We start from the raw sequence: 21,148 nt of genomic DNA on the forward strand, positions 1-21,148 counted from the left end.
CTCCGCTAAACACGGGGGCTGCGCGGCGGACACGCCGACGTCAACGCAATGCCACGCCATTTTGCAGAACTTGACGCACACAACTAGAGAAAGCGAAGTGAAGTCCAGTATCGAGAGCCCTCCGTCGGCGATCAGGGTTTGGCCTGTGACGAACGAAGCTTCATCACTCGCGAGGAACGCCACCGCCGCAGCGATTTCGGCCGGCGTTCCCATTCGGTATGTGCGAGGCGATATGAACGTCGGTTCATATGATTACGCTGGCATCAGCGGTTTGACGCGGTCGATAATGGCGGCGACCGCTTCCTTCGGGCTCTTGCGACCGAGGACAGCGAGTTGAACCTCCTCGAGAAACGTCGATTGAGCGCGAGCGGCTTCGGGAAAAGCCGGAAATGCCGGTCGCGCTTTGGCGAGCGCGGCAGCCTCGACCTTCGCCTGCGGCAGCGACCCGGCGAACGACGGCTCGGCATAGGTCGAGGTTCGGACGGGGCCATTGCCGTTGCGCGCCATGTCGAGTGTGGCGGCCTTGCTCGCTACGAAGCGGATGTAGCTCCAGGAGAGCTTCTTGTCCGTCGAATTGGCGGGAATGGCCATCGCCCAGGATTCAACGACCGGATGCATTTCGTGACCGCTGCCGAGGGTTTTGGAGCCGGGGAACTCGATCGCCTTGATCTTTCCCGGTGCGGTCGACTGTTCCTTGTTGTTGAGCTGCGCGTAGCGGGCGAAGGGCAGCACCGCGAAGGCAGCGCGCCCCTGCTGCATCCACGTCACCACGTCGTCGTTGCGCGTTGTGGCATAGCTGCGGGGCAGCGCGCCGGCCTTAAAGAGGTCGGCAAGCACGGACAAGCCTTTTTCCATCGCCTCCGGATCGGGGACCACCTTGAACTGCTTGTCGATGAAATCGCCGCCGAAGGCGCGGGCGAACATGACCGGGAAGACGGCGAGGTCACTCGCAAGGATCATGCCGACGACGGGCGTGCCGGACCTGGAGGTGAAGGTCAGCTTCTTCGCCTGCTCGACCAGCTCCTCCAGCGTATCCGGCGCCGCCGAAATGCCGGCCTCCTGAAGCAGCTCCTCGTTGTAGAAAAGCCCCTGCGTGGCATGGCGCACCGGAACGCCGACGAGCTTGCCGCCGACGGTCATCGACTGGCGCAGGCCCTCGGCGATATCGTCGAAATCCTCGATCGGCTCGGCTTCCCGGAGATCGTCTAGCGGCTCGAATAGCGAGGCGATCTGCGACGTCATGCGGTTGTCGATGACATAGCCGATGTTGAAATCGGTCTCGCTCAGGCTCGCCTCCCGGAATAGCCGGTCCTGGAGCGGATTGCTGTCGAGCGTGGTCCAGGATATCTGGGCATTGTTCTTGTCCTCCCAGGGCTTGATGACATTGCCGGCGGCGCCGGTCGTCAGGTTGGCTTGGTGGACGCGATGGCAAAGCACATTCAGCGTCTTTACCTGAGCATGGGCCAACCGACCCAAGGCACCCGTCGCGCCGGCGGCCATCGCCGTCGTCAGCAGGGCTCTGCGTGTCATGTGCAAAGGCATTGTCTTCCTCCCTTTCTCGGTGACGTCGTCACCCCTTGGTCGCGCCGGCGGTCAATCCGGCGACGAGAAACCGGTTCATCAGGACCACGAAGACGAGAACCGGCAGCAATTGGACGGTAGAGGCAGCAAAGAGAACGCCCCAGTCGACGCCATCGATCGAACTGATCATCTCCGAAAGGACCAGAGGCGCGGTCTTGGCGTGGTTGGCGGTGAAGATATAGGCGAACAGAAACTCATTCCACGCGAAGACGACCACGAAGACGGCGACGGCGAGCATGCCGGGCGCTACGAGCGGCAAGATGATCTTCACAAGGATCGTCAGCGGCCGCGCGCCGTCGAGGACGGCCGCCTCGTCGAGTTCGCGCGGTACCTGGTCGATGAACGTGCGCATCAGGAGCGTGCCGAGCGAGACGAAGAAGGTCGCGTAGAGCAGGATCAGCACCAGATGGGTGTCGTTGAGCCCGAGCCGATTGGCGACCGGGAACAGTGGCAGCGTCACGACGATCGGCGGGATCAGCCGCGATCCGATCAGAAACAGCACCGACCCCTCCAGGAAACGGACGCCTCGATAGCGTGAGTAGGCAAAACCGGCGAGCAGACCTGCCATGACGGCAAGCGCCGTCGCCCCGGTGGTGATGATCAGGCTGTTGACGAGCCCGTCGAAAAAGGCCGGCCAGCGCTGCCACAGCGAGGCGTAGTGCTCGAAGGTCGGTTCGAAGAAGAGCTCCGGTGGAACCGCGAAAATCTCGCGACCGGGTTTGAACGACGAGAGCACGATGAAGCCGATCGGAAACAGTGACCAGACGACGATTGCCGCAACGGCGAGCGTCTTTCCGGCACCGATGGCGAGACGCCTAGAACGCATTGGCCATGGATTCCTTGCGCAGCCGCCAGACATAGCCAGTCGCAAGCAGCAGCGAGATGACGACCATCATCCATGCCGTCGCGGCCGCCGTGCCGAACGAGTTGTAGCGGAAGCCTTCCTGATAAAGATAAACGGAAACGACCTCGGTCGTGCGTGCCGGGCCGCCCTGGGTCAGGAGCCAGACCTCGGAAAAGAGACGGAAGGCGAAGATGTAGCGGAAGAGCAGCGCGATCAGCATCGCTGGCGCCAGAAGCGGCAGCGTGATGTTGCGGAAGAGCTGGAACGCATTGGCTCCGTCGGTGCGCCCAGCCTCATAGAGCTCCTTCGGAACCGCGAGCCGTGCCGCATAGAGGATGATGAATGTGAATGGCAGGTGCAGCCAGATCGTGAGCAGGCCGACGAGGATGAGGCCGTGAGAAGGGATGAACGTCCAGTCGAGCGTCGGCAGACCAGTGTATCGCAGCATCAGCGTGATCGGGCCGACGTCTGGATCGAACAGGAAGCGCCACATTGCGACCGCCGTCACCTCGCTGATGGCGTAGGGAGCGAGCACCACGACGAGCATGACGCGCTGGAGGGGAAGCCCGGAGGCGAAAAGCAGGGCCAGGCCAAGGCCGAGCAGCAGTTCGATATGAACCGCCACGGCGACGACAAGGACCGTGTTCCAGACCGAACCCCAAAAATAGGGATCAGTGAGGACGCGGATATAGTTATCGAAGCCAACGAAGGTTGCCGATTGGCCGAATGACGAGGCTTCGAAACTCAGCCACAGGACGAAGATCGCGGGGAGCACGATGATCCCAAGCACCAGGAGGTGCACGGGCGTCGCATAGAGGTAGGCAGGCGAAAACGCGAAGCGCCGCCTCTTGGTCTCGCCAGCCGCTTCCGCCGCCCCTTCCCCCCTATGGCCGACGGACGCCTCGGAACCAAATGCCATTGCTCCTCCCTGAGCGGTTGCGTGTCAGCCGTCCCTGGCGGCAAGTGGAACGGTGCCCTCCACCGTTGTTCTGTACATTACCCGGCGATATCCAGGATAATCGTTGATGGCGGTGTGCAGGACATGGGGATTGTTCCACATACCGAGCGTCTTCGGTTCCCAACGCAGCCTGCAGTTGAACTCGGGCCGGACAGCCCGCGCCATCAGGAAGTCGATCATCGGCTTGCTTTCTTCCTCCGTCATCCCCTTGAAATTGGTCATCACGCTGCTGACGAAGACATAGCGCCGGCCAGTCTCGGGGTGGCGACAGATCACAGGATGCTCGACGACGGCATTCTCGATCGTCTGGACATCGGCCTTGACGCCGAGCCGGCTGTGGGCCGCGTTGATGGCGAAGACCCCGCGGCCGCTATGGACGCCCGTCAGGCCTTGCAGGATCTCGACCAGCCGCGGCGAAAGCGAGTCATATGCCTTCTCGAGGCTGGAGAAGCAGGTGTCGCCGCCAACCGGCGGCACCTCCTCACCGTAGAGAATCGTAATGCCCGGTGGCTTCGGTAGCCAGGCGAGGTCCATGTGCCAGTCCTCGCCGATCACTTTGCCCGTGTCGTCCGGCTCGCGCACGAAGCGCACGATATCGTCAAAACCGTCGATCGGCGTGTGCACCGGATTGCCGCTAAATGGTCCGAACCGGCGGGCGACCTTGTGGACGCCAGCGGCGTCAAGCTCCTGATCGCGCACGGCGAGCGCATGATATTTGTAGAGCGCGCGGCGAACGTCCTGGAAGGCATCCTCGCTCGCGCTCGCCAGATCGATCCCGCGAATTTCTGCACCGAGTGCACCAGTGAAGGGGCTGACCTCGAAACGGGTGAATGCATCATCGCGCAGCACGTGATCCTCCCTAATACGCGCCTCGTCGCCATCATGGGCTGACTTACCTGCAAGTAAGTAATGTGAAAGCCAAAGGCTGTCAACTCACCCTCGCTTTGATCCACCCGATGTCTAGCCTCGATCCGAGCCCTTTCCCGCATCCTGCCAAGCGGCGCGGATGATCGCGGCGAGCGCTGCGAAAGTCCTGGCGACCTCGTCGAAGCTTCCGGTGTCCTGCGTCATCGGTGGACAGGACAGAAGGGTAATGCGCAGCATGTGCACGAGCTCGTCGCTGAGTGTGTCGGAGGAAAGCTCTCCGTCCTTCACCGCCTGGTCCACCGCATGACGCAGGCTCTGATCATAGACCCGATTGACGCGCTCCAGGGCACGTTCCGCTGGTTCGCCGAGAACCGGGAGGTCGTGGCGAAGGCGCGAAAGCGGGCTCCACATATTGCGGGCTCCCTTCTCAGCGTTGAAACGTTCGTAGAAGCGGCGCAGATCCTCGAGCTGCATATCGAGACGGTCGAAGAACCGGATATCGGGGGTCGTCCAAAAGCGCTTGATGCGGGCCTCGGCGTTGGCGGCGAAGTCCGCGATCAATTCCTCCATCAGCTGACGCTTGTTGCCGAAGTGATGATGGATGTTGGCGCGCGTCGTGCCGATTGCCGTCGCTATATCGCCGAAGCTGAAACCATCGTGGCCGCGCAGGACATAGAACTCGGCCGCGACCTCTTTGATTCTGCTGCGGGTAGAGTGCGCCTCATCACCGGGAGATCCTGAAGTGTTGGCTCTCATATCCCTTCCGAAATTCATGCCGCCGTTGGACGATCAATATACGGGAGCGAGTTGCACCCCCCGTTTCATACATGGATATTCTTCTACGCACGAGTGGAAGTAATTTGCGCCAGGGGCAGACATTCGCGAAGCATCTTGGCGGCAGCGATTAGCTCGGTGCGGCGGGTGAGTAGATACGGGATGCGTGTAGCGAACTTCAATCGGGTTCGCGCCCTTGACTAGAATTCCGGGTCAAGCAGGGCAGTCAGCTTGCCGGGGGCACGCCGCAACTCAGGCAGTGGATAGTGGCTGCGCATCCGCTGCGCCAACCACTTCCCGCATTGTCACGATGGTGCGGAACGCCCTCACGTTCGAATTGGCGTGGAAGACTTCCCGCGCGAAGACATCGTACGCCTCCATCCCCGGCAATTGCAGGAGGAGCACGAAATCGGCTTCACCGGTGACATACCAGGCCTGACGAACCTCCGAGCGCCCGCGGAGCTTGCCGATGAAGGCGTCCAACTCGACAGCGCTCTCCCGTTCCAGGGAAACGAGCACATGGATGGTTAGCGGCAGGCCCACGGCCGCCGGACGAATGACGGCAATATCCGCCGCGATCACGCCATCCTTCCGCAGCCGGCGCAGGCGGCGCAGGACCGCACTCTGGGAAAGCCCGACCTGCTCGGCGAGACGCCGCGCCGGGATCTGGTTGTCGCGCTGAACCAGCGACAGCAGCACATGGTCGAAGCGATCGAGGGCGGCGGTTTTCGTCATTTGGACAGGCATCTATGACGAAATCAGGCAGCTGGGCAACGACAATAGGCGCCAAGCGCCATCGTTTCGGGAATAGAATTTCGCCTCATGACCACAGACACACAGCCGGGCCTTGGCCCTGATCTCATTGCGGCGCTGTTACAGCGCCTGTCGCCGTTTTATGCACCGACACCGCTGCTCGACCTGCCAAGCCTGGCTGCGAGCCTGGATGTGGCCCAGGTGCTTGCCAAGAACGAGGGCCACCGTGCCCTGGGCAGCTTCAAGTCCCTCGGCGGCACCTATGCCGGTCTGTGCGCTCTCGCTCGCGCTACCGGGATGGATATCGATGAACTGCTCGATCCAGAGCGGGCCCAGACGCCGCTGCCGGCGCTAATCACAGCCAGCGCCGGCAATCACGGACTTGCCGTCGCCGCGGCGGCGAAGTTTGCCGGCGGGAGGGCAAGGATATACCTCCATACGGGCGTCCCTGCGGGCCGGGTGCGGCGTATCGAGTCCCAAGGCGCCGAAATCGTGTGGGTCGACGGCACCTATGACGATGCCGTCGATCGGGCCTCTGCGGCAGCCCGCGCCGGGGAAGGCATTCTGGTGGCCGATACCTCGAGCGACCCGGATGATCCAGCGGTCGCTGATGTCGTCGCTGGCTATGGCGTGATTGCCGCGGAAATCCGTCGCCAAGTCGACGAGATTGGCCATCTGAGGCCAACCCACCTTTTCGTGCAGGCCGGTGTCGGTGGACTTGCCGCCGCCCTGACGACTGGACTGAAGGACTGGCTGATGCCTCCGGCCATGATCGTCGTGGTAGAACCAGAGGCCGCAGCCTGCGTCGCGGCCGCGCTGTCGAAAGCACGGTCGGTGCGGATACCCGGCGATCTCAAGACATCGGCAGACATGCTCGCCTGTGGCGAAGCAGCGGCATCGGCGCTCGACGTACTGCGCCAAGGCAACGCTCGGGTCATAACCGTGTCCGAAGCGGCGCTTGCCGACGCGAAGAGCCGGCTTCGTGAGGCAAACGGTCCAGACACAACCCCGTCGGGTGCCGCCGGCCTCGCCGGCCTCGCCACCGCCGTCGCGGCTTACGGCCTGTCGCAGGAGCTTGCGCTCGACGAATCGAGCCGGGTGCTCATTATCGTGACCGAGGCCGAACTGGAGAAGGACGCAGGACGATGGCACCGGACCCGGGATCATTGAACGGAAGAGCGGCTGGGCCACGCACTGCTCGATATGTCCGCATTCCAGACCCAACGCAGAACGGGTCCATGAAACTCATCTACCAGACCCACTCTCCCTACGCGCGTAAGGTTCTGGTCTTTGCCCACGAGACTGGGCTTGCCGGACGTCTGCGCGTCATTCATCAGGAGACGAGCCCCATCAATCGCAACGATGATGTGTTTGCGATCAATCCGCTTGGCAAGGTGCCCGTTCTCGTTGTCGACGACGGCTATGCTCTCTTCGATTCGGGCGTAATCTGCGACTATCTCGACAACCTTGAAAGCAGTCGTCGGCTCATCCCCGAAACAGGGCGGGCCAAATGGTCCGCCCTGCGCCTCCAGGCGCTTGCCGGCGGCATGTGCGACGCAGGCATTTCCATCCGCTGGGAAAACGAGCGTCGCCCTGAACATCTGCGTTATCCCGCCTTGGGTGCAGGCATGACGATGAAGCTTATCGAATCCTATGACTTCGTGGAAAGCGAGGTCGAATTCGACGCGCCGCTCCATGTCGGCCACATCGCGCTCGCCACTTGTCTAAGCTGGCTGGAATTCCGCGGACTGCCCGACTTCCTGCAGGGAAGGCCACGACTGGCACAATGGTATAGCTCCTTCGTGGAACGCCCTTCAATGCGTGCCACGCCCTACGGCGGCGACACGCGAGATTGATATCGATCGCCAGGCTTTCGAGTTCCAGCATGTGTCCCTCATCAGCCAGGCATTCTCGCGGCCATTTGCTGGTCGGCCTCGATAATAGAGCGCGAAACCGGTAATCTTGCCCGGGCTCGCGACCACGGCCGGCAGCTTCTGACGCAGGATTGCGCCGAAGTCATTCGGGATTTCCTGTACTGAAACCGGAGCAAAGCCGCCAGCCGAGAGCATCAAAATTCCTGCGACCAAGCCAATGCACAGTCGCTTCCTGGAAATGTAAGAAATGATTGGTTCTCCCGCCCGACCGCCCTGGCGCTGCCGCGCGACTTGTCCCAGGCGCAAGAACTGACATTCACGCCGATTGTTTCACCGGTTCGAAAAAATGTTGATGGCGGGCGGAACTGCGAGGATGTGGCGTTGCGGAGCCATTGAAATTTGGTCGAAACTCTCCAAAATTTTCAGCTGGTGGAAATCGCGACAGCCACCACAGACGACGTCAACAGAGGAGACTATTCAAAGCGGAGGACTATCGATGGAAGGAGCCATTTCGACGAGTTTTCCCCCAATCGGGCCCGAGGGCCCTGATGTTTTTCTTGACCGGTTGCTCCATCCGGCACGGCATTTCGAGCGACCTGAGAACGTGCTGACCGACGTGACGCTGGACTTCCAGGAGAAGCGTGCAATCCTTTCGTCATGGGCATCGGATGCCTGTGCAGTGGAATCGGTGCCGGCGCTGCGCATGCCGCCGGGCGCAACCGAACCGGTCAGCTTCGATGCCATCATGGACGCGTTGCGCCAATTGGATCAATTGGAGAAGCTTCCCGGCGCCGGTCGCGGTCGTGAAATCGAAAGTATCGCGGTCACCGGTTTTACAGCATCCGTCGATCGACTTTGAGTTGAACGCGGCCACTCTCTGTATCCGAGGCATCCGCCCGCCGGGGCGGCACGCGCCGGGGGGCGAGGACTGGCGCGTTCTCTCCGCGTCCATTCATGTAGGGTTCCATAGGTCCGGCTCTCGCCTGAGTGTTGAATCCTTGCGATGCGGAAAAGCGGCCGCATGCCGGCGCAGATGTTGTCTGGAACTGCCTGGCGTTGCTGCAGAGCAGCAACCGCCACCGGTCGCAGGCGCTTGCCTGCGAGTGCAATGCGGCCGTCAGCCATCATTTCAACGACGTTTTGAAGGGGGTCTATCCGGCGGAGGAAAACGGCATGCCGGGCATGCCGCGCAGGAAAGGACAATGCAGACCCAGTATCGTCGCCGGCTGGTCTGGGCTTCCCACTTTTTTGCGCCGTACCTGGCCTGCACCGATGCCGCGCGGGCTTGGCGACCTATATCCGGTTCCCTGTGGAGGCCGCCATGGACATGAGCAACAGAAAGACGCGGTTCAATATCTGGTACTGGGTCGCGGCGTTCGTGGGCGTGATGGTCGTCCAGTATATCTATGCCACGACGCAGCACGTCGCCCAGATTCCGTACAGCCAGTTCGAGACCCTGCTGAACGCCGGCAAAATCGCCGAGGTGCAGGTTTCGGACCGCTTCATCCAGGGCCGCTTCAAGGAGCCGCAAGACGGCAGGCCGCTATTCATCACCACACGCGTCGAGCCGAACCTCGCCCGTGACCTGCAGGAGCACGGTGTCACTGTGACCGGCCAGGTCGAAAGCACCTTCCTGAGCGACCTGCTTTCCTGGGTTGTGCCGGTGCTCGTCTTCTTTGGCTTGTGGATGCTGCTTCTAAGACGCATGGACGGCGGCGTCGGAGGTTTGATGCAAATTGGCAGGAGCAAGGCCAGGGTCTATGTCGAAGCCAATACCGGCGTGACGTTCGACGATGTGGCGGGGGTCGATGAAGCCAAGGCCGAGCTGCAGGAGATTGTGGATTTTCTCAAGAACCCGGGCGAATACGGCCGCCTCGGAGGCCGCATGCCCAAAGGCGTGCTGCTGGTCGGACCGCCGGGCACGGGCAAGACTCTGCTCGCCAAGGCCGTCGCCGGCGAAGCCAAGGTCCCGTTCTTCTCGATCTCCGGTTCGGAGTTCGTCGAGATGTTCGTGGGGGTCGGGGCCGCGCGCGTGCGCGATCTTTTCGAGCAGGCGCGGTCCAAGGCTCCCGCAATCATATTCATCGACGAGCTCGACGCTCTTGGCCGCGCCCGCGGGACCATGGTCGGCGGCCACGACGAAAAGGAGCAGACGCTCAACCAGCTTCTGGTCGAACTCGACGGTTTCGATCCACAGATCGGCGTCGTGCTGCTGGCCGCGACGAACCGTCCTGAGATCCTTGATCCGGCACTTCTGCGCGCCGGCCGTTTCGACCGCCAGGTATTGGTCGACCGGCCCGACAAGCAGGGTCGCATCAAGATCCTGCAGGTTCACATGAGCAAGGCCAAGCTGGCGACGGATGTCGACGCGGAAAAAGTGGCGGCGCTGACGCCCGGTTTCACCGGTGCTGACCTGGCCAATCTCGTGAACGAGGCGACGTTGCTCGCCACGCGCCGCAAGGCGGATGCGGTAATGATGGGAGATTTCAACAATGCGGTGGAGCGCATCGTCGCGGGACTGGAGAAACGCAACCGGCTCCTGAACCCGAAGGAGCGCGAGATCGTCGCCTACCATGAAATGGGTCATGCGCTGGTAGCCATGGCCCTGCCTGGCGTCGACCCGGTGCACAAGGTGTCGATCATACCACGCGGCGTCGGCGCGCTCGGCTACACTATCCAGCGTCCGACCGAGGATCGCTTCCTGATGACACGCGAGGAGCTGGACAACAAAATGGCAGTGCTGCTCGGCGGCAGGGCGGCCGAATGGATCGTATTCGGCCATCTGTCCACCGGAGCCGCCGATGATCTCGCCAAGGTAACCGACATAGCGCGCGCCATGGTGACGCGTTACGGCATGTCGGCAAAACTCGGGCACGTGGCGTTGGAAAAGGACCCACGCTCCTTCCTGAGCCCCAACCCGCTCGCCGGCGGACCGCGCGAGCACGATTACGGCGAAGCCGCCGCCGATGCCATCGACGCGGAAGTGCGCGACATTGTGGAGGCCGCGTTCGAACGAACCGTCAGCCTGCTCACCGAGCGGCGCGACGTGCTGGAAAGGGCGGCACGCAGGCTGCTCGAGACCGAGACGCTCGATGAGACTGACCTTGCGGCGCTGGTCGGAGACGCCTCGACGGCTGATCATGCTGCGCAGTATAGTTCCAGTCCGTCTTCGCATAAGAAGAAGGCTGCGCTGCAGCCGGCCAGGACCGCGGCTGCAATCCCCACGCGCGGATCGGGGAAATTTCGGACGCAATAATGATGTTTCGGACTGCTCCCGCCGGCATAGATCGCTCGTGGAAAGCCGTGCCGCACGCTACGACGGTGACACGCAAAAGCGACATCGATCTCTAGGCTTTCGAAATCCAGTATGTGTCGGTCACCAACCAAGCGTTCTCGATGCCATTTTTCGGTCGCCCTCGGTGATATTGCGCGAGACGGGTGACCTTGCCTCGCGCAGCCTTGAGGGCGACCATCAAGGCCTTTTCTTCGTCACTGCGCCTGGCTCCGTTGCAGGGGTAAAATCCGCATGGCACAAGTGATCGTACGGGAAACGTATCGCCAGCCCTTTCCAGAAGCATCATGAAACCTCGTCGGTCTTCACCCGTGAACGGCAATGCCATCCGGCCAGCGTCGGACAAATTTGAAAGCCACCGTTCCGGCACGTGCGTCACTCCGGCAAAGGCGATCACGACATCGAGGTCTGGCAGATCAATTGCCTGCGTTGCATCACCGCACGTCACTTCGACGTGCGCATAATGAGCGAGATTGCCTTGCGCGCGCCGAGCTAGTTCTTCGTCGATCTCATATGCAATCACGCGTCCTGCAGAACCCGTCAGTTCAGCGAGGATGGCGGTGAAATAGCCGACACCGGCGCCCACCTGAAGGACGGTCTGGCCGGGAGTGATGTTCAGATGGTCGAAAACCAGTGCCCAAAGCGACGGCAAGCCGCTGTTCAGTCCGCGTTTTTCGTCAAGCAAGACCAGAACGTCGTGGTAGATCTCATGAAGTGCGGCTGAAGGGCTGGTATGGACCGCCCCGATTTGCAATCTCGAATGGATACGCCATGGCCCGTCGCCAAGGTAGTGTTCGCGCGGAACCCTTGCAAAGGCCTCGATGACCGCAGGATTGTGCAAGACAGGTGATGCGACACGCAGGTCTTCGGCAAACCACCGGCGCTACACTAGCATCGATTTCTGTTGGCATAGAGTATCGGCTCCCGGATTGCGCGTACTCCATCATGCTCTCAGAAAACCGAGTGACGGCAAAGGGCGCCTATCCTCGTATGGACGGGGCGACGCGCGCTGTCCGTTTGCGACCGAGCGCGGTCTCGCCGAGCGCCTTCCGCGAGACTGTAAACCGTGGCGATATGGAAGAACACTCTGCCCGACGATCACATCGTCCGGCTGGCGAGCAGCCTTGTGAGCCAATCCGGATCCATTTCCGGCACGGAGGACAGAAGCCGTTCGGTATAGGGGGCATGCGGCGGCGTGAGAATTTCGCTCTTTAATCCCTGCTCAACGACTTTACCCTGGTGCATGACCACAATTTCGTCGGCGATCGCCCGCACGGTGGCAATGTCATGGGTGATGAAAATGTAGGTCATGCCGAGCTCGCGCTGAAGTCGGATCAAGAGCTTCAGGATTTCCTCTTGCACAATCTGGTCGAGCGCGGACGTGATCTCGTCGCAGATTATCAGCTCCGGATCGGCGGCCAACGCCCGGGCGATGCAAACGCGCTGCTTCTGGCCTCCCGACAGTTCGGCCGGCAGACGATCCAGGTAAGTTTCGCTCATCTCGACCATGTGCATGAGTTCGCCGATCCGCCGATCCCGTTGTGCACCCTTGAGGCCAAGGTAGAATTCAAGCGGACGAGCTATAACTTCTTCGACCGTCTGGCGCGGATTTAGGGCGTTGTCGGGCATTTGATAAATCATCTGTATGCGTCGCAGGATCTCTTTTGGGCGCAACTTCACGGTCTTGGAAAGGGCCTGGCCGGCAAAGGAAATCGACCCCGAAAGCGGGGGCAGCAGGCCGGTAACGACGCGAGCGAGCGTCGATTTCCCGGAACCGGACTCGCCGACCACAGCCACTGTTCTTCCGCGTGGAACTTTGATCGAGACATCCTGGAGCACCTTAACCGCCCGGCCGTAGGCCGCGGTGACGTTGTCTATCGTAAGCAAATATTCATCGGCCGGAACTTCGGGCTTGGCGAGCTTGCGCACGGCCCAGAGCGTCTTGGTATATTCCTGGGTGGGCGAGGCGAGCATCTGGCGCGTTTCTGCCTCCTCCACGGTTAGTCCATGGCGCAAAACCATGATGCGGTCCGCCATTTGCGCCACCACCGCCAGATCATGCGTCACATAGATTGCAGCGGTGTTGAACTCCTCCACGATGTTGCGAATGGAGGCGAGAACTTCGACCTGCGTTGTCACATCGAGCGCCGTCGTTGGCTCGTCGAAGACGATGAGGTCCGGACGGCAAGCCATCGCCATCGCGGTCATCGCCCGTTGCAATTGTCCGCCGGAAACCTGGTGAGGATAGCGAAAGCCAATGGTCTCCGGATCTGGAAGCTGAAGACGCCGATAAAGATCGACCGCACTCCGGTTCGCTTTCTCTCGGCTGGCAATCCCATGCGCCACCACGGTTTCGACAGTCTGATCGAGGAGTCGATGGGCCGGATTGAAAGAGGCCGCCGCGCTTTGCGCGACATAGGCGATACGGGAGCCTCTGAGGCGACGCCGCCCTGTTTCGCTTAGTGCCAGAAGATTGATCCCGTCGAACAGGATCGAGCCCTGTGTAATACGGCAGCCCGGCTTGGCGTAACCCATCGCCGCGAGGCCAATGGTGGATTTGCCGGCGCCTGACTCGCCGATCAGGCCAAGAACGTCCCCCCGCTTCAGCGCCAGATCGACCCCGCGGACAATGGGATACCACCGCTCGTCCGAGAAACCCTCCACATGCAGATTGCGGATCTGAAGCAGATCCTTGCCTTTTTCGCGCAATCCGGGAGCGCTATTTTTCATCCCGCAACCCGCTTGTTGCATGCAGGAACCAGTCCACGACGAAATTCACAGAGACCGTGAGGAGGGCAATCGCGCCGGCCGGCAGCAGCGGCGTGACATCGCCGTAGGTGATCAGGGTCGCATTCTCGCGCACCATCGATCCCCAATCGGCGGTCGGTGGCTGAATACCGACCCCCAGGAAGGACAGTGCCGCGATCGTAAGGAATACGAAGCAAAATCGCAAGCCGAACTCCGCGACCAGCGGCGGCATCACGTTGGGAAGGATTTCCTTGGCGATGATCCATTTCGGGCCTTCGCCGCGCAATCGCGCCACTTCGACATAGTCCATTACCGCCACGTTAAGCCCGACGGCGCGTGCGAGCCGAAAGACACGGGTAGAATCGAGCAGCGCAATGATGATTATCAGGCTTGTGATCGACGAGCCGAAGATCGAAAGCAGCACCAGGGCGAAGATAAGGCTTGGGATCGACATCAAGACGTCCACCGCACGCGACAGTATCTGGTCGAGCCATCCTCTATACAACGCGGCAAGAAGGCCTAGCGAGACGCCGACTGCGAAGGACAGCAATGTAGTCGCGACGGCTATACCGATGGTGTTGCGCGCACCGTAAATCAAGCGTGTGAGCATATCGCGGCCGAGCTGGTCGGTTCCCAATTTGAACTGCTGGCTCCACGGTGCGAAGGCCTCGCTGAAGACCTGTGTTTCGCCGTATGGGGCGATCCAGTGCGCGAAGACCGCAACGACGACATAGCCAATGATCACGAGGATGCCGAACCAGGCACTGAAGGGTGCCTTCCTCAGCGCCGTTTTGGCCCGGGTGGCGCGCGAGCGCCTCAGCCTGTGAACCTGCGCGATGGGTTCGTAGCTGGTCATCGTGGATGCAAGAGCCTGGGATTGGTGGCGATGGAAATGATGTCGGCGGTCAGATTAAGGAGGATATAGGTCGCCGCGAAAATCAAGGCGCAAGCCTGGACAACCGGAACATCCCTTGATTTGACCGCGTCGACCATCAGCTGACCGATGCCGGGATAGACGAACACCACTTCGACGACGACCACTCCGACGACGAGATAAGCAAGATTGAAGGCCACCACCGTGACGATCGGAGCCCATGCGTTGGGCAAGGCATGCCTGAGTACGATGGCCATCGGCGAGACTCCCTTGAGACGCGCCATGTCGATATAGGGGCTTGCAAGCATGTTGATGATCGCCGCTCGTGTCATGCGCATCATGTGTGCGACGATGACGAGCGTAAGCGTGGTCGCCGGCAAGGCTACTCTCCAGACTTGATCCCAGAACGGCGTCTGGTCGTTCACGTTCGACAATGTCGGGAACTTGGGAACTGCGTTAAGTATCCAGTTCAGTGACACTGCAAGCCAGTGCGGCAGGGATTGTGCGAACTCGGAGCCGATGAATGTGTCGCGCGAGATGACCAGGTAGGCAAGCATATAGGCGACGAAGAACTCCGGGAACGAAATGGTTGTCAGCGTCACTGCGTTGACCACCCGGTCGAACCAGCCATTGCGGTGGAGCGCAGCGAGGATGCCCAGTCCCAAGGCGAGCGGAACTGCGATCAGCGCGGTCATCGATGCGAGGAACATCGTATTGTAAAGGCGCGGCGCGATGATCTCGGCGACGGTGCGCCGATATCCGGTGCGGCTTGCGAACGAAGAGCCGAAATCCCCGTGGAGCATCTGCCCGACCCAGACGAAATAACGCTCGACAGGCGGACGGTCGATGCCAATTTCTCGCTGGAAGGCGGCGACCGTTTCGGGTGTCGCGGATTGTCCGAGCATCGCCTTGGCGAAGTCGCCCGGCAGCATTGCAATCGCAGAGAAGATAATGATGGAGACGATGAACAGCGTGACCAGGCCGAGGCCAAGGCGCTGCAGAACCGTTCTTGCGACCGGGTTCATTTGCTCGCGTTTCCCGTTGCCGTCGCTGCCCTGCCGGCAGGGCACGCGGCTGCAAGCCGAAGCCCAGTAGCCATCGCGGGTCCGGCCCGCTCTCTCACGCAGTGGCGATCCACCAGCGTTCGGCCATCTTCAGTCCATCGTTCTCCCAGTTCGGCGCCACTTCGCCATGTGCGAGCTTGTTGGATTTGGCGCTGACGAAATTGTTGAAGACCAGCACGATGCTGCCGCCATCATCATGCGTCAGTTGCTGCATCTCGGCATACATTGCCGCCCGCTTGGCCTCATCCGTCTCGGCGCGCGCCTGGACAAGCAACTCGTTGAAGCGGGGATTTTTCCAGAACGACTCGTTCCAGCTGGAATCGGCGGCGAAGGCTTGCGTGAACATCCAGTCGGCCGTGGCGCGACCACTCCAATAGGAAGCGCACCAAGGTTTCTTGAGCCAGACATTGTCCCAATAGGCGTCCTCGGCCTCGCGCACGACGTTTACGTCGATACCGCACTGGGCTGCCGTCTCGCGGATCAGCGCAGCCGCGTCCACCGCGCCTGCAAAAGCGGCATCGGCGACCGAGAGGTCCACCTTCAGTTTCTCCATTCCAGCCTTTTTCAGATAGTGCTTGGCTTTCTCCGGATCGAAACTGTGCTGCGGCTGCGGATTCGTGGCGAATTTAATCGCCGGCGCGATCGGGTTGTCATTGGCCACAGTGGCGTGACCGAGAAAGATCTTGTCGACGATCTCCTGACGGTTGATCGCCCACTTTAAGGCCATCCGGACATCCGGATTATCGAACGGCGCCATCGTGACATTCATCGGCAAGGTGTAATGGCCATAGCCGGTGACCTCGACGATCTCCACCTTGGGGTTGCGTTTCAACATGCCGAGGGTCTTAAGGTCGGCGCGGCCAATATAGTCCACCTCCCCCGTCGATAGCGCGGCCATGCGAGCGGCGAGATCGGTGATGGCGATGAACTCCACCTCGTCGAGATAGGGTTTGCCGTTCTTGAAGTAGTTCGGATTGCGCTTGAGTTTGGCCGAAACGCCGGGCTGGAAATTCTCAAGCACGAAAGCGCCGGTGCGAACGCCCGATCCCCAATCCGCCTTGCCGTCCTTGGCCGGCATGATGACCAGATGGTAGTCACTCATGATGTAGGGGAAGTCGGCGTTGCCGCTTTTCAGCGTGAAGACAACCGTTTCGGGGCCATCCGCCTTGATGCTGGCGACGGGCTCAAGCAGCGGCTTCGCCGCCGATTTGGTTTCGTCGCCCCTATGATAGCGAAGCGAAGTCACGACATCGTCCGCCGTCACATTCTTGCCGTTGTGGAAGGTTGCGCCCTTGCGAAGCTTGAAGACCCAGGTTTTGGCGCCATCGGACGATTCAAAGCTCTCGGCAAGGTCCGGTTGGACGTTGCCTTTGGCGTCGACCTCGGTGAGGCTGTTGGACATCGAGCCCGAGAACGCTGTCTGTGTGAAGGTGTCCGGGTAGCCGGCCGGATCGATCGAATCCGTCGTTGCGCCATGTGCCATTCCGAGCTTGGCGAAGCCGCCCTGCAGCGGTTCGGCCCGGGCCGTGCTGACGAAGAGCTTATCCGCAGCGGTGACCGTCAGCCCAGCGGCCAGCCCAAGATGAATGAAGTCGCGACGGGAAATCTTGCCGCGACCGATCAGGCTTTGAGCGATACCAAGCTTGTATCCAGATTCTGACATTTGACTCTCCCATTGCGGATTTTCCGCGTTATTGTTCGTGCCGCACCCTGTGAAGAAATCTGCCCGTTAACCGCGATCACCCTTTCTGCTACTTTTCGAATCCGTACCTCAATCAGGCCGTCACATAGATGCTGCCCGCCTCGACCGTTACTGGAAATGTGCGCGCGCGAACGGACGGATCGACCAGGGCCGCGCCCGATTTGATATCAAATTCCCAGCCATGCCAGGCGCAGCGCACGATCTCGTTTTGGCGGTGATAGATGAACTGCGCCTCTTCGACCGGTGCAGTTGTTCCACATTGCGGCCCCTCGCAAAGGGGAGCGCCGCGGTGCGGACAAACATTCAGCAGCGCGTGGAATGAATCTCCGATGCGAAAAACGCCGACCGAAAGGCTGCGGATCTTGGCGATGAAGGGAGATCCGGTTTCGATCTCTTCGACTCTACAGATGTATGTCTTCTCGGGCATCGTCTGCTTCCTCAGGCAGCATTCGCCGCTTGCGCGCGCGGGATGCGCTTGTAAACCTCCAGCGCATTCAGCCCCATGATCTTGCTCTTCCAGGCAGGAGGGATTTGCAGCGTGTTGGCATCGTCATAGTCCCAATGGGGATAGTCGGAGGCAAACATCAGCGTATTTTCGCCGTCCATCGCCTCGAGAGTGGACCAGAGATGCTGAATATTTGCGGGCTGCTCCAGCGGCTGCGTGGAAAAGCGGATGTTGCGCCGGCAATATTCGGACGGCAGCATCTTTAGCCATGGCGTCTCTTTGCGTAGGGCTTTGTAGTCGGCGTCCAGGCGCCACAATACCGATGGCACCCAGGCGACGCCGCATTCGATGACCACGAAGTAGAGGTCCGGCCATTTTTCGAAGACGCCATGCGCAATCATGCTTGCGACATGCGAAATGGCCGACATGTGCAGGATGGCATGGGTCTCCCAGAAGAATGTCGTCGGGGCCGGAGCAATCGCGGTCGAATTCACGCCGCCATGGCCGCCCAGATGAATGGCAAAGGGCAGCCCCACCTCGGCGCAAGCCTCATAAATTGGATGGTAAAACGGATCGCCATAGGGCTTGACGGAGCCTTGCGAAGCGAGAACCTGAACCATGCGCGGGTGATTGCCCAGACGGCGTATCTCGGCGGCCGCGAGCTTCGGATCCTGTGGCGCGACAATGATCGAGCCCATGAAGCGATCGTCCTTCGGCAGCCATTGGTCGATCTGATAGTCATTGTAGGCGCTGACGAGGGCGCTGGCATAATAGGGATTGGCGAGGGTGGAAGCCTCGATCGGCTCATCGCCGGTCAGGATCGCCACGTCGACCTTGTACTTGTCGAGGTGTTTTTCCTTCATGATGAGATAGTTGTCGGCTTCTGTTTTCGGACGGACGTCCTTGCGTGAGAAGTCCTGCGGATGAAACCAGGGACGATGGCCATGCGGGAAGGCGCCAACGGGACCTGTCTTCTCGCCTTCAACGAACATGTCCTTCCATAGGCCGGAAAGGTAAGGCTCCAATACAGTCGCGCTCGACCAGTAATTGTGACAATCGCAGTCGACTATGAACACGTTGCTCAGCTCCGTAGCTTCAGCCTGGACGATCTGCCGGCCGATTTCACCGCGTGCAGCTTCCGCCTTGAGTATTGTTTGATCAAGCTTATGATCCTGCGCAATATGATCGACTTTTTCGATCGGAGGTCATGTGCAGCTAGATCACATCGAAACCTTTCTCGACATCATCGAGTCGCGAAATTTCAATCGTACCGCCGACCGGCTGGGGTTGACCCAGTCGACGATCAGCACCCGCATCAAGAATCTGGAGAGCGCGATCGGGTCCGAGCTCTTTCTGCGCGGGCGCGCCGGCGCTGAGCCGACAGCCGCCGGGCGGCGGTTCGAAGCCTATGCCAGATCCTTGCTGTCGACGTGGTCGCAAGCTCGACACGATGTGCGAGCGTTCAACCGTTTCGAGGGCACGTTGCGCATCGCCGCACAGGTGGGGATGACCCGTTCGGTCCTGCCGGGATGGGTCGAGACACTGTGCCAGGCGCTTCCAAAATCCTCGATCCATGTCGAGTCGGACTATTCGAACCAGATGGTCAGCGACCTAAGCATGGGAAATCTCGATATTGCCGTGCTTTATGCGCCTCGCTACCTGCCTGAGATCGCCTACGAGCATCTGATGGTCGAGGAATATGTGATGGTTTCGACGGCTGCCAGAACGCTGTCTGATGTCGACCCTGAAACCTACATTCGCCCAGGCTACACCGCGGTGCTGGAAAAGACGCACGCAGAGCTGCTGGCCGAGCTTGCGATCTGTCGGCTTTCGACGGGATCGGAAACTCTGGCGGAGATCATGCTGCGACGAACGGGCGGCACCTGCTACATGCGCAGCGACGATGCGCGCCGGTTCACGGCCGAGCTCCCATCGTTCCTCGTCGAGGGAGCGCCGACGCTGCACCAGCCAGTCCACACCGCGATCCTTGCGCGCCGCAAACACGAACCCATTATTCGCAAGGGCATCCGAGCTCTCCAGGTGGCTGTAATGTCTCTGGAAGTTTAATCGAAATTACCGATCATAAAGGTAAGATTGCGCGGCTGTTCAGCGGGTTTTGAAGTGGCATCTTGGCTCGACTTCAAACCCGAGTTGAATAATGAACGCACACGCGGCCTTAGGAGCCCCCGGCTTCGCCCCAACAAAGCTTCACCGGCAGTGGGCACAGCCCACGCCGCAGCTTGTGCTCTGCCGGCGCGTGATCGACGAGACGCACGATGTGAAAACGTTCGTTCTCACACCCGCTTCAGATCGGATGTTCTGCTTCAGCGCTGGCCAATATGTTGTGGTGCACCTGAGGATCGAGGGGGCCGCGGTGACGCGCTCCTACTCTGTTTCGTCACCGCCGACGCGACCGCTCGACCTGCAGATCACCGTGAAACGGACGCCGGGCGGGCTCGTTTCGAATTGGCTCCATGACAATTTGAAGCCGGGCGATGGGATCGAGATCGAAGGGCCGCTCGGCTCGTTCAATCTCGACGATCTGCCGCATGCAAAGTCCCTCTTCCTTTCAGGTGGCAGCGGGATAACTCCCGTCATGTCAATGCTGCGGGCATTTACCGACCGCGCAACAAACCAGGATATCCACTTCATTCATAGTGCGAGAACGCCGGACGACATCATTTTTCGGCTCGAACTGGACGCACTTGCCGCTCGCTTTCCCAATGTTCATGTGACTTGCATTTGCAGTCATGGAGACCCGGCCTGGACGGGTCCAACCGGGCGAATTAACAGTGAGATGCTCCTGACCTTGGTTCCCGATCTCCATAGCCGCACGATTTTTGCCTGTGGGCCGGAGTCCTACATGAAGGCTGCACGCAGCTGCCTCGATGCAATCGGGCTCGCCCCTTCACAGTATCATGAGGAGAGCTTCGGGGGCGGCAACTTTTCGCGTTCGCTATCGGATTCAAAGGTTTCGTCTTCGGTCCGCTTCGCCCGCTCCGGCCTTGCATATCACTGCGCGCCCGGAGAGACCCTGCTGGAAGCGGCGCGCCAATGTGGCGTCTATGTCCCAACCGCTTGCCAGCAGGGAGTTTGCGGTACGTGCCGGATCGCCAAGCTGTCTGGCGAAGTCGTCATGGATGACCTAGGCGGACTGACGTTGGAGGACAAAGCGGCAGGCTACATCCTGGCGTGCTGCAGCCGCCCACAAGGCGACATTTTGCTTGATCTATAATTGTACCCATCGCGGAACGAAATCGGGCAGCCTTTGCGTTCAACGACCAAGCCATACTACTGCGACCGCAAGTGATTAGGTTTCGGAACCCGGATGGGCTCGCCCGATTTCTGGCGCAGCTCACGCTGGGCATCGCA

The 21,148-nt window shown here is 60.6% G+C and carries 19 protein-coding genes and 1 pseudogene; 6 read left to right on the forward strand and 14 right to left on the reverse strand.

The features are described from left to right. Positions 1-96: 96 nt before the first annotated feature. From NKH67_RS31590 to NKH67_RS31620, 7 genes and pseudogenes are all read right to left on the reverse strand, one after another. A pseudogene (locus NKH67_RS31590) lies at positions 97-216 on the reverse strand (SDR family oxidoreductase); the annotation flags it as partial. Between the two features lie 36 nt (positions 217-252). Continuing rightward, the gene (locus tag NKH67_RS31595; RefSeq protein ID WP_352503735.1) at positions 253-1,542 is read right to left on the reverse strand and encodes an ABC transporter substrate-binding protein; all 1,290 of its coding nucleotides are present in this window, start codon (positions 1,540-1,542) and stop codon (positions 253-255) included. Positions 1,543-1,570: 28 nt separating this feature from the next. Next, positions 1,571-2,407, reverse strand: coding sequence for a carbohydrate ABC transporter permease (locus NKH67_RS31600; RefSeq protein ID WP_352503734.1), 837 nt, complete (start codon positions 2,405-2,407; stop codon positions 1,571-1,573). Further along, positions 2,397-3,344: a carbohydrate ABC transporter permease gene (locus NKH67_RS31605; protein ID WP_084641568.1), complete on the reverse strand. Its 948-nt coding sequence runs from the start codon at positions 3,342-3,344 to the stop codon at positions 2,397-2,399. Before NKH67_RS31605 ends, NKH67_RS31600 begins: the two co-directional genes overlap by 11 nt. A gap of 24 nt (positions 3,345-3,368) precedes the next feature. Next, entirely contained in the window at positions 3,369-4,232 is an 864-nt protein-coding gene (locus NKH67_RS31610; protein WP_352503733.1) for a TauD/TfdA dioxygenase family protein, read from the reverse strand. A 111-nt stretch (positions 4,233-4,343) separates the two neighbouring features. Next, a complete protein-coding gene (locus NKH67_RS31615) occupies positions 4,344-5,006 on the reverse strand; it encodes a TetR/AcrR family transcriptional regulator (RefSeq protein ID WP_352503732.1) in 663 nt (220 codons plus the stop codon). Positions 5,007-5,276: 270 nt separating this feature from the next. Beyond that, positions 5,277-5,759 (reverse strand): Lrp/AsnC family transcriptional regulator, encoded by a 483-nt coding sequence (locus tag NKH67_RS31620; protein ID WP_352503731.1) that lies wholly within the window; start codon positions 5,757-5,759, stop codon positions 5,277-5,279. 87 nt (positions 5,760-5,846) lie between these two features. On the opposite strand from NKH67_RS31620, the gene NKH67_RS31625 reads away from it, so the two are divergent. The 4 genes from NKH67_RS31625 to ftsH all read left to right on the forward strand — a co-directional run bounded on the left by NKH67_RS31625 (position 5,847) and on the right by ftsH (position 10,907). Beyond that, positions 5,847-6,947, forward strand: a complete 1,101-nt coding sequence (locus NKH67_RS31625; protein WP_352503730.1) for a pyridoxal-phosphate dependent enzyme — start codon at positions 5,847-5,849, stop codon at positions 6,945-6,947. A 68-nt stretch (positions 6,948-7,015) separates the two neighbouring features. After that, positions 7,016-7,633 (forward strand): glutathione S-transferase family protein, encoded by a 618-nt coding sequence (locus NKH67_RS31630; RefSeq protein WP_352470919.1) that lies wholly within the window; start codon positions 7,016-7,018, stop codon positions 7,631-7,633. A 514-nt stretch (positions 7,634-8,147) separates the two neighbouring features. After that, positions 8,148-8,510 carry a hypothetical protein gene (locus tag NKH67_RS31635; protein WP_352503729.1) on the forward strand — a complete coding sequence of 121 codons (363 nt, stop codon included), beginning with the start codon at positions 8,148-8,150 and terminating at the stop codon, positions 8,508-8,510. 462 nt (positions 8,511-8,972) lie between these two features. Then, positions 8,973-10,907: an ATP-dependent zinc metalloprotease FtsH gene (gene ftsH / locus NKH67_RS31640; protein ID WP_352503728.1), complete on the forward strand. Its 1,935-nt coding sequence runs from the start codon at positions 8,973-8,975 to the stop codon at positions 10,905-10,907. Positions 10,908-10,998: 91 nt separating this feature from the next. On the opposite strand, the gene NKH67_RS31645 is transcribed toward ftsH, so the two are convergent. From NKH67_RS31645 to NKH67_RS31675, 7 genes are all read right to left on the reverse strand, one after another. Beyond that, complete coding sequence (locus NKH67_RS31645; protein WP_353032687.1) at positions 10,999-11,784, reverse strand: protein-L-isoaspartate O-methyltransferase family protein; 786 nt, start codon at positions 11,782-11,784, stop codon at positions 10,999-11,001. Between the two features lie 257 nt (positions 11,785-12,041). Next, the gene (locus NKH67_RS31650) at positions 12,042-13,673 is read right to left on the reverse strand and encodes an ABC transporter ATP-binding protein (protein ID WP_352921388.1); all 1,632 of its coding nucleotides are present in this window, start codon (positions 13,671-13,673) and stop codon (positions 12,042-12,044) included. Further along, the gene (locus tag NKH67_RS31655) at positions 13,663-14,547 is read right to left on the reverse strand and encodes an ABC transporter permease (RefSeq protein WP_353017673.1); all 885 of its coding nucleotides are present in this window, start codon (positions 14,545-14,547) and stop codon (positions 13,663-13,665) included. The genes NKH67_RS31650 and NKH67_RS31655 overlap by 11 nt, the downstream gene beginning before the upstream one ends. Further along, entirely contained in the window at positions 14,544-15,590 is a 1,047-nt protein-coding gene (locus NKH67_RS31660; RefSeq protein WP_352921390.1) for an ABC transporter permease, read from the reverse strand. Before NKH67_RS31660 ends, NKH67_RS31655 begins: the two co-directional genes overlap by 4 nt. 94 nt (positions 15,591-15,684) lie before the next feature. Then, on the reverse strand, positions 15,685-17,292 hold the full coding sequence (locus NKH67_RS31665) for an ABC transporter substrate-binding protein (protein ID WP_353032689.1): 1,608 nt from the start codon (positions 17,290-17,292) through the stop codon (positions 15,685-15,687). Between the two features lie 112 nt (positions 17,293-17,404). Continuing rightward, positions 17,405-17,758 carry a Rieske (2Fe-2S) protein gene (locus NKH67_RS31670; protein WP_352770491.1) on the reverse strand — a complete coding sequence of 118 codons (354 nt, stop codon included), beginning with the start codon at positions 17,756-17,758 and terminating at the stop codon, positions 17,405-17,407. 11 nt (positions 17,759-17,769) lie between these two features. Next, a complete protein-coding gene (locus tag NKH67_RS31675) occupies positions 17,770-18,852 on the reverse strand; it encodes an amidohydrolase family protein (protein ID WP_352503721.1) in 1,083 nt (360 codons plus the stop codon). A gap of 133 nt (positions 18,853-18,985) precedes the next feature. Between NKH67_RS31675 and NKH67_RS31680 the strand changes: the two genes are divergently transcribed. Both NKH67_RS31680 and NKH67_RS31685 read left to right on the forward strand, forming a co-directional pair. Further along, positions 18,986-19,843, forward strand: coding sequence for a LysR family transcriptional regulator (locus NKH67_RS31680; protein ID WP_352503720.1), 858 nt, complete (start codon positions 18,986-18,988; stop codon positions 19,841-19,843). Positions 19,844-19,934: 91 nt separating this feature from the next. After that, positions 19,935-21,011, forward strand: a complete 1,077-nt coding sequence (locus NKH67_RS31685) for an FAD-binding oxidoreductase (RefSeq protein ID WP_353032691.1) — start codon at positions 19,935-19,937, stop codon at positions 21,009-21,011. The last annotated feature ends 137 nt before the right edge of the window (positions 21,012-21,148 follow it).

Origin of the sequence: Mesorhizobium sp. M0968 (assembly GCF_040319065.1) — a bacterium.
Lineage (GTDB): Bacteria > Pseudomonadota > Alphaproteobacteria > Rhizobiales > Rhizobiaceae > Mesorhizobium.

Excerpts from the sequence above, each read along its gene's own strand:
- NKH67_RS31595 (WP_352503735.1), bottom strand. The coding sequence starts at position 1,542 with ATGCCTTTGCACATGACACGCAGAGCCCTGCTGACGACGGCGATGGCC.
- NKH67_RS31600 (WP_352503734.1), bottom strand. The coding sequence starts at position 2,407 with ATGCGTTCTAGGCGTCTCGCCATCGGTGCCGGAAAGACGCTCGCCGTT.
- NKH67_RS31605 (WP_084641568.1), bottom strand. The coding sequence starts at position 3,344 with ATGGCATTTGGTTCCGAGGCGTCCGTCGGCCATAGGGGGGAAGGGGCG.
- NKH67_RS31615 (WP_352503732.1), bottom strand. The coding sequence starts at position 5,006 with ATGAGAGCCAACACTTCAGGATCTCCCGGTGATGAGGCGCACTCTACC.
- NKH67_RS31620 (WP_352503731.1), bottom strand. The coding sequence starts at position 5,759 with ATGACGAAAACCGCCGCCCTCGATCGCTTCGACCATGTGCTGCTGTCG.
- NKH67_RS31625 (WP_352503730.1), top strand. The coding sequence starts at position 5,847 with ATGACCACAGACACACAGCCGGGCCTTGGCCCTGATCTCATTGCGGCG.
- NKH67_RS31630 (WP_352470919.1), top strand. The coding sequence starts at position 7,016 with ATGAAACTCATCTACCAGACCCACTCTCCCTACGCGCGTAAGGTTCTG.
- NKH67_RS31635 (WP_352503729.1), top strand. The coding sequence starts at position 8,148 with ATGGAAGGAGCCATTTCGACGAGTTTTCCCCCAATCGGGCCCGAGGGC.
- ftsH (WP_352503728.1), top strand. The coding sequence starts at position 8,973 with ATGGACATGAGCAACAGAAAGACGCGGTTCAATATCTGGTACTGGGTC.
- NKH67_RS31650 (WP_352921388.1), bottom strand. The coding sequence starts at position 13,673 with ATGAAAAATAGCGCTCCCGGATTGCGCGAAAAAGGCAAGGATCTGCTT.
- NKH67_RS31655 (WP_353017673.1), bottom strand. The coding sequence starts at position 14,547 with ATGACCAGCTACGAACCCATCGCGCAGGTTCACAGGCTGAGGCGCTCG.
- NKH67_RS31660 (WP_352921390.1), bottom strand. The coding sequence starts at position 15,590 with ATGAACCCGGTCGCAAGAACGGTTCTGCAGCGCCTTGGCCTCGGCCTG.
- NKH67_RS31665 (WP_353032689.1), bottom strand. The coding sequence starts at position 17,292 with ATGTCAGAATCTGGATACAAGCTTGGTATCGCTCAAAGCCTGATCGGT.
- NKH67_RS31670 (WP_352770491.1), bottom strand. The coding sequence starts at position 17,758 with ATGCCCGAGAAGACATACATCTGTAGAGTCGAAGAGATCGAAACCGGA.
- NKH67_RS31685 (WP_353032691.1), top strand. The coding sequence starts at position 19,935 with ATGAACGCACACGCGGCCTTAGGAGCCCCCGGCTTCGCCCCAACAAAG.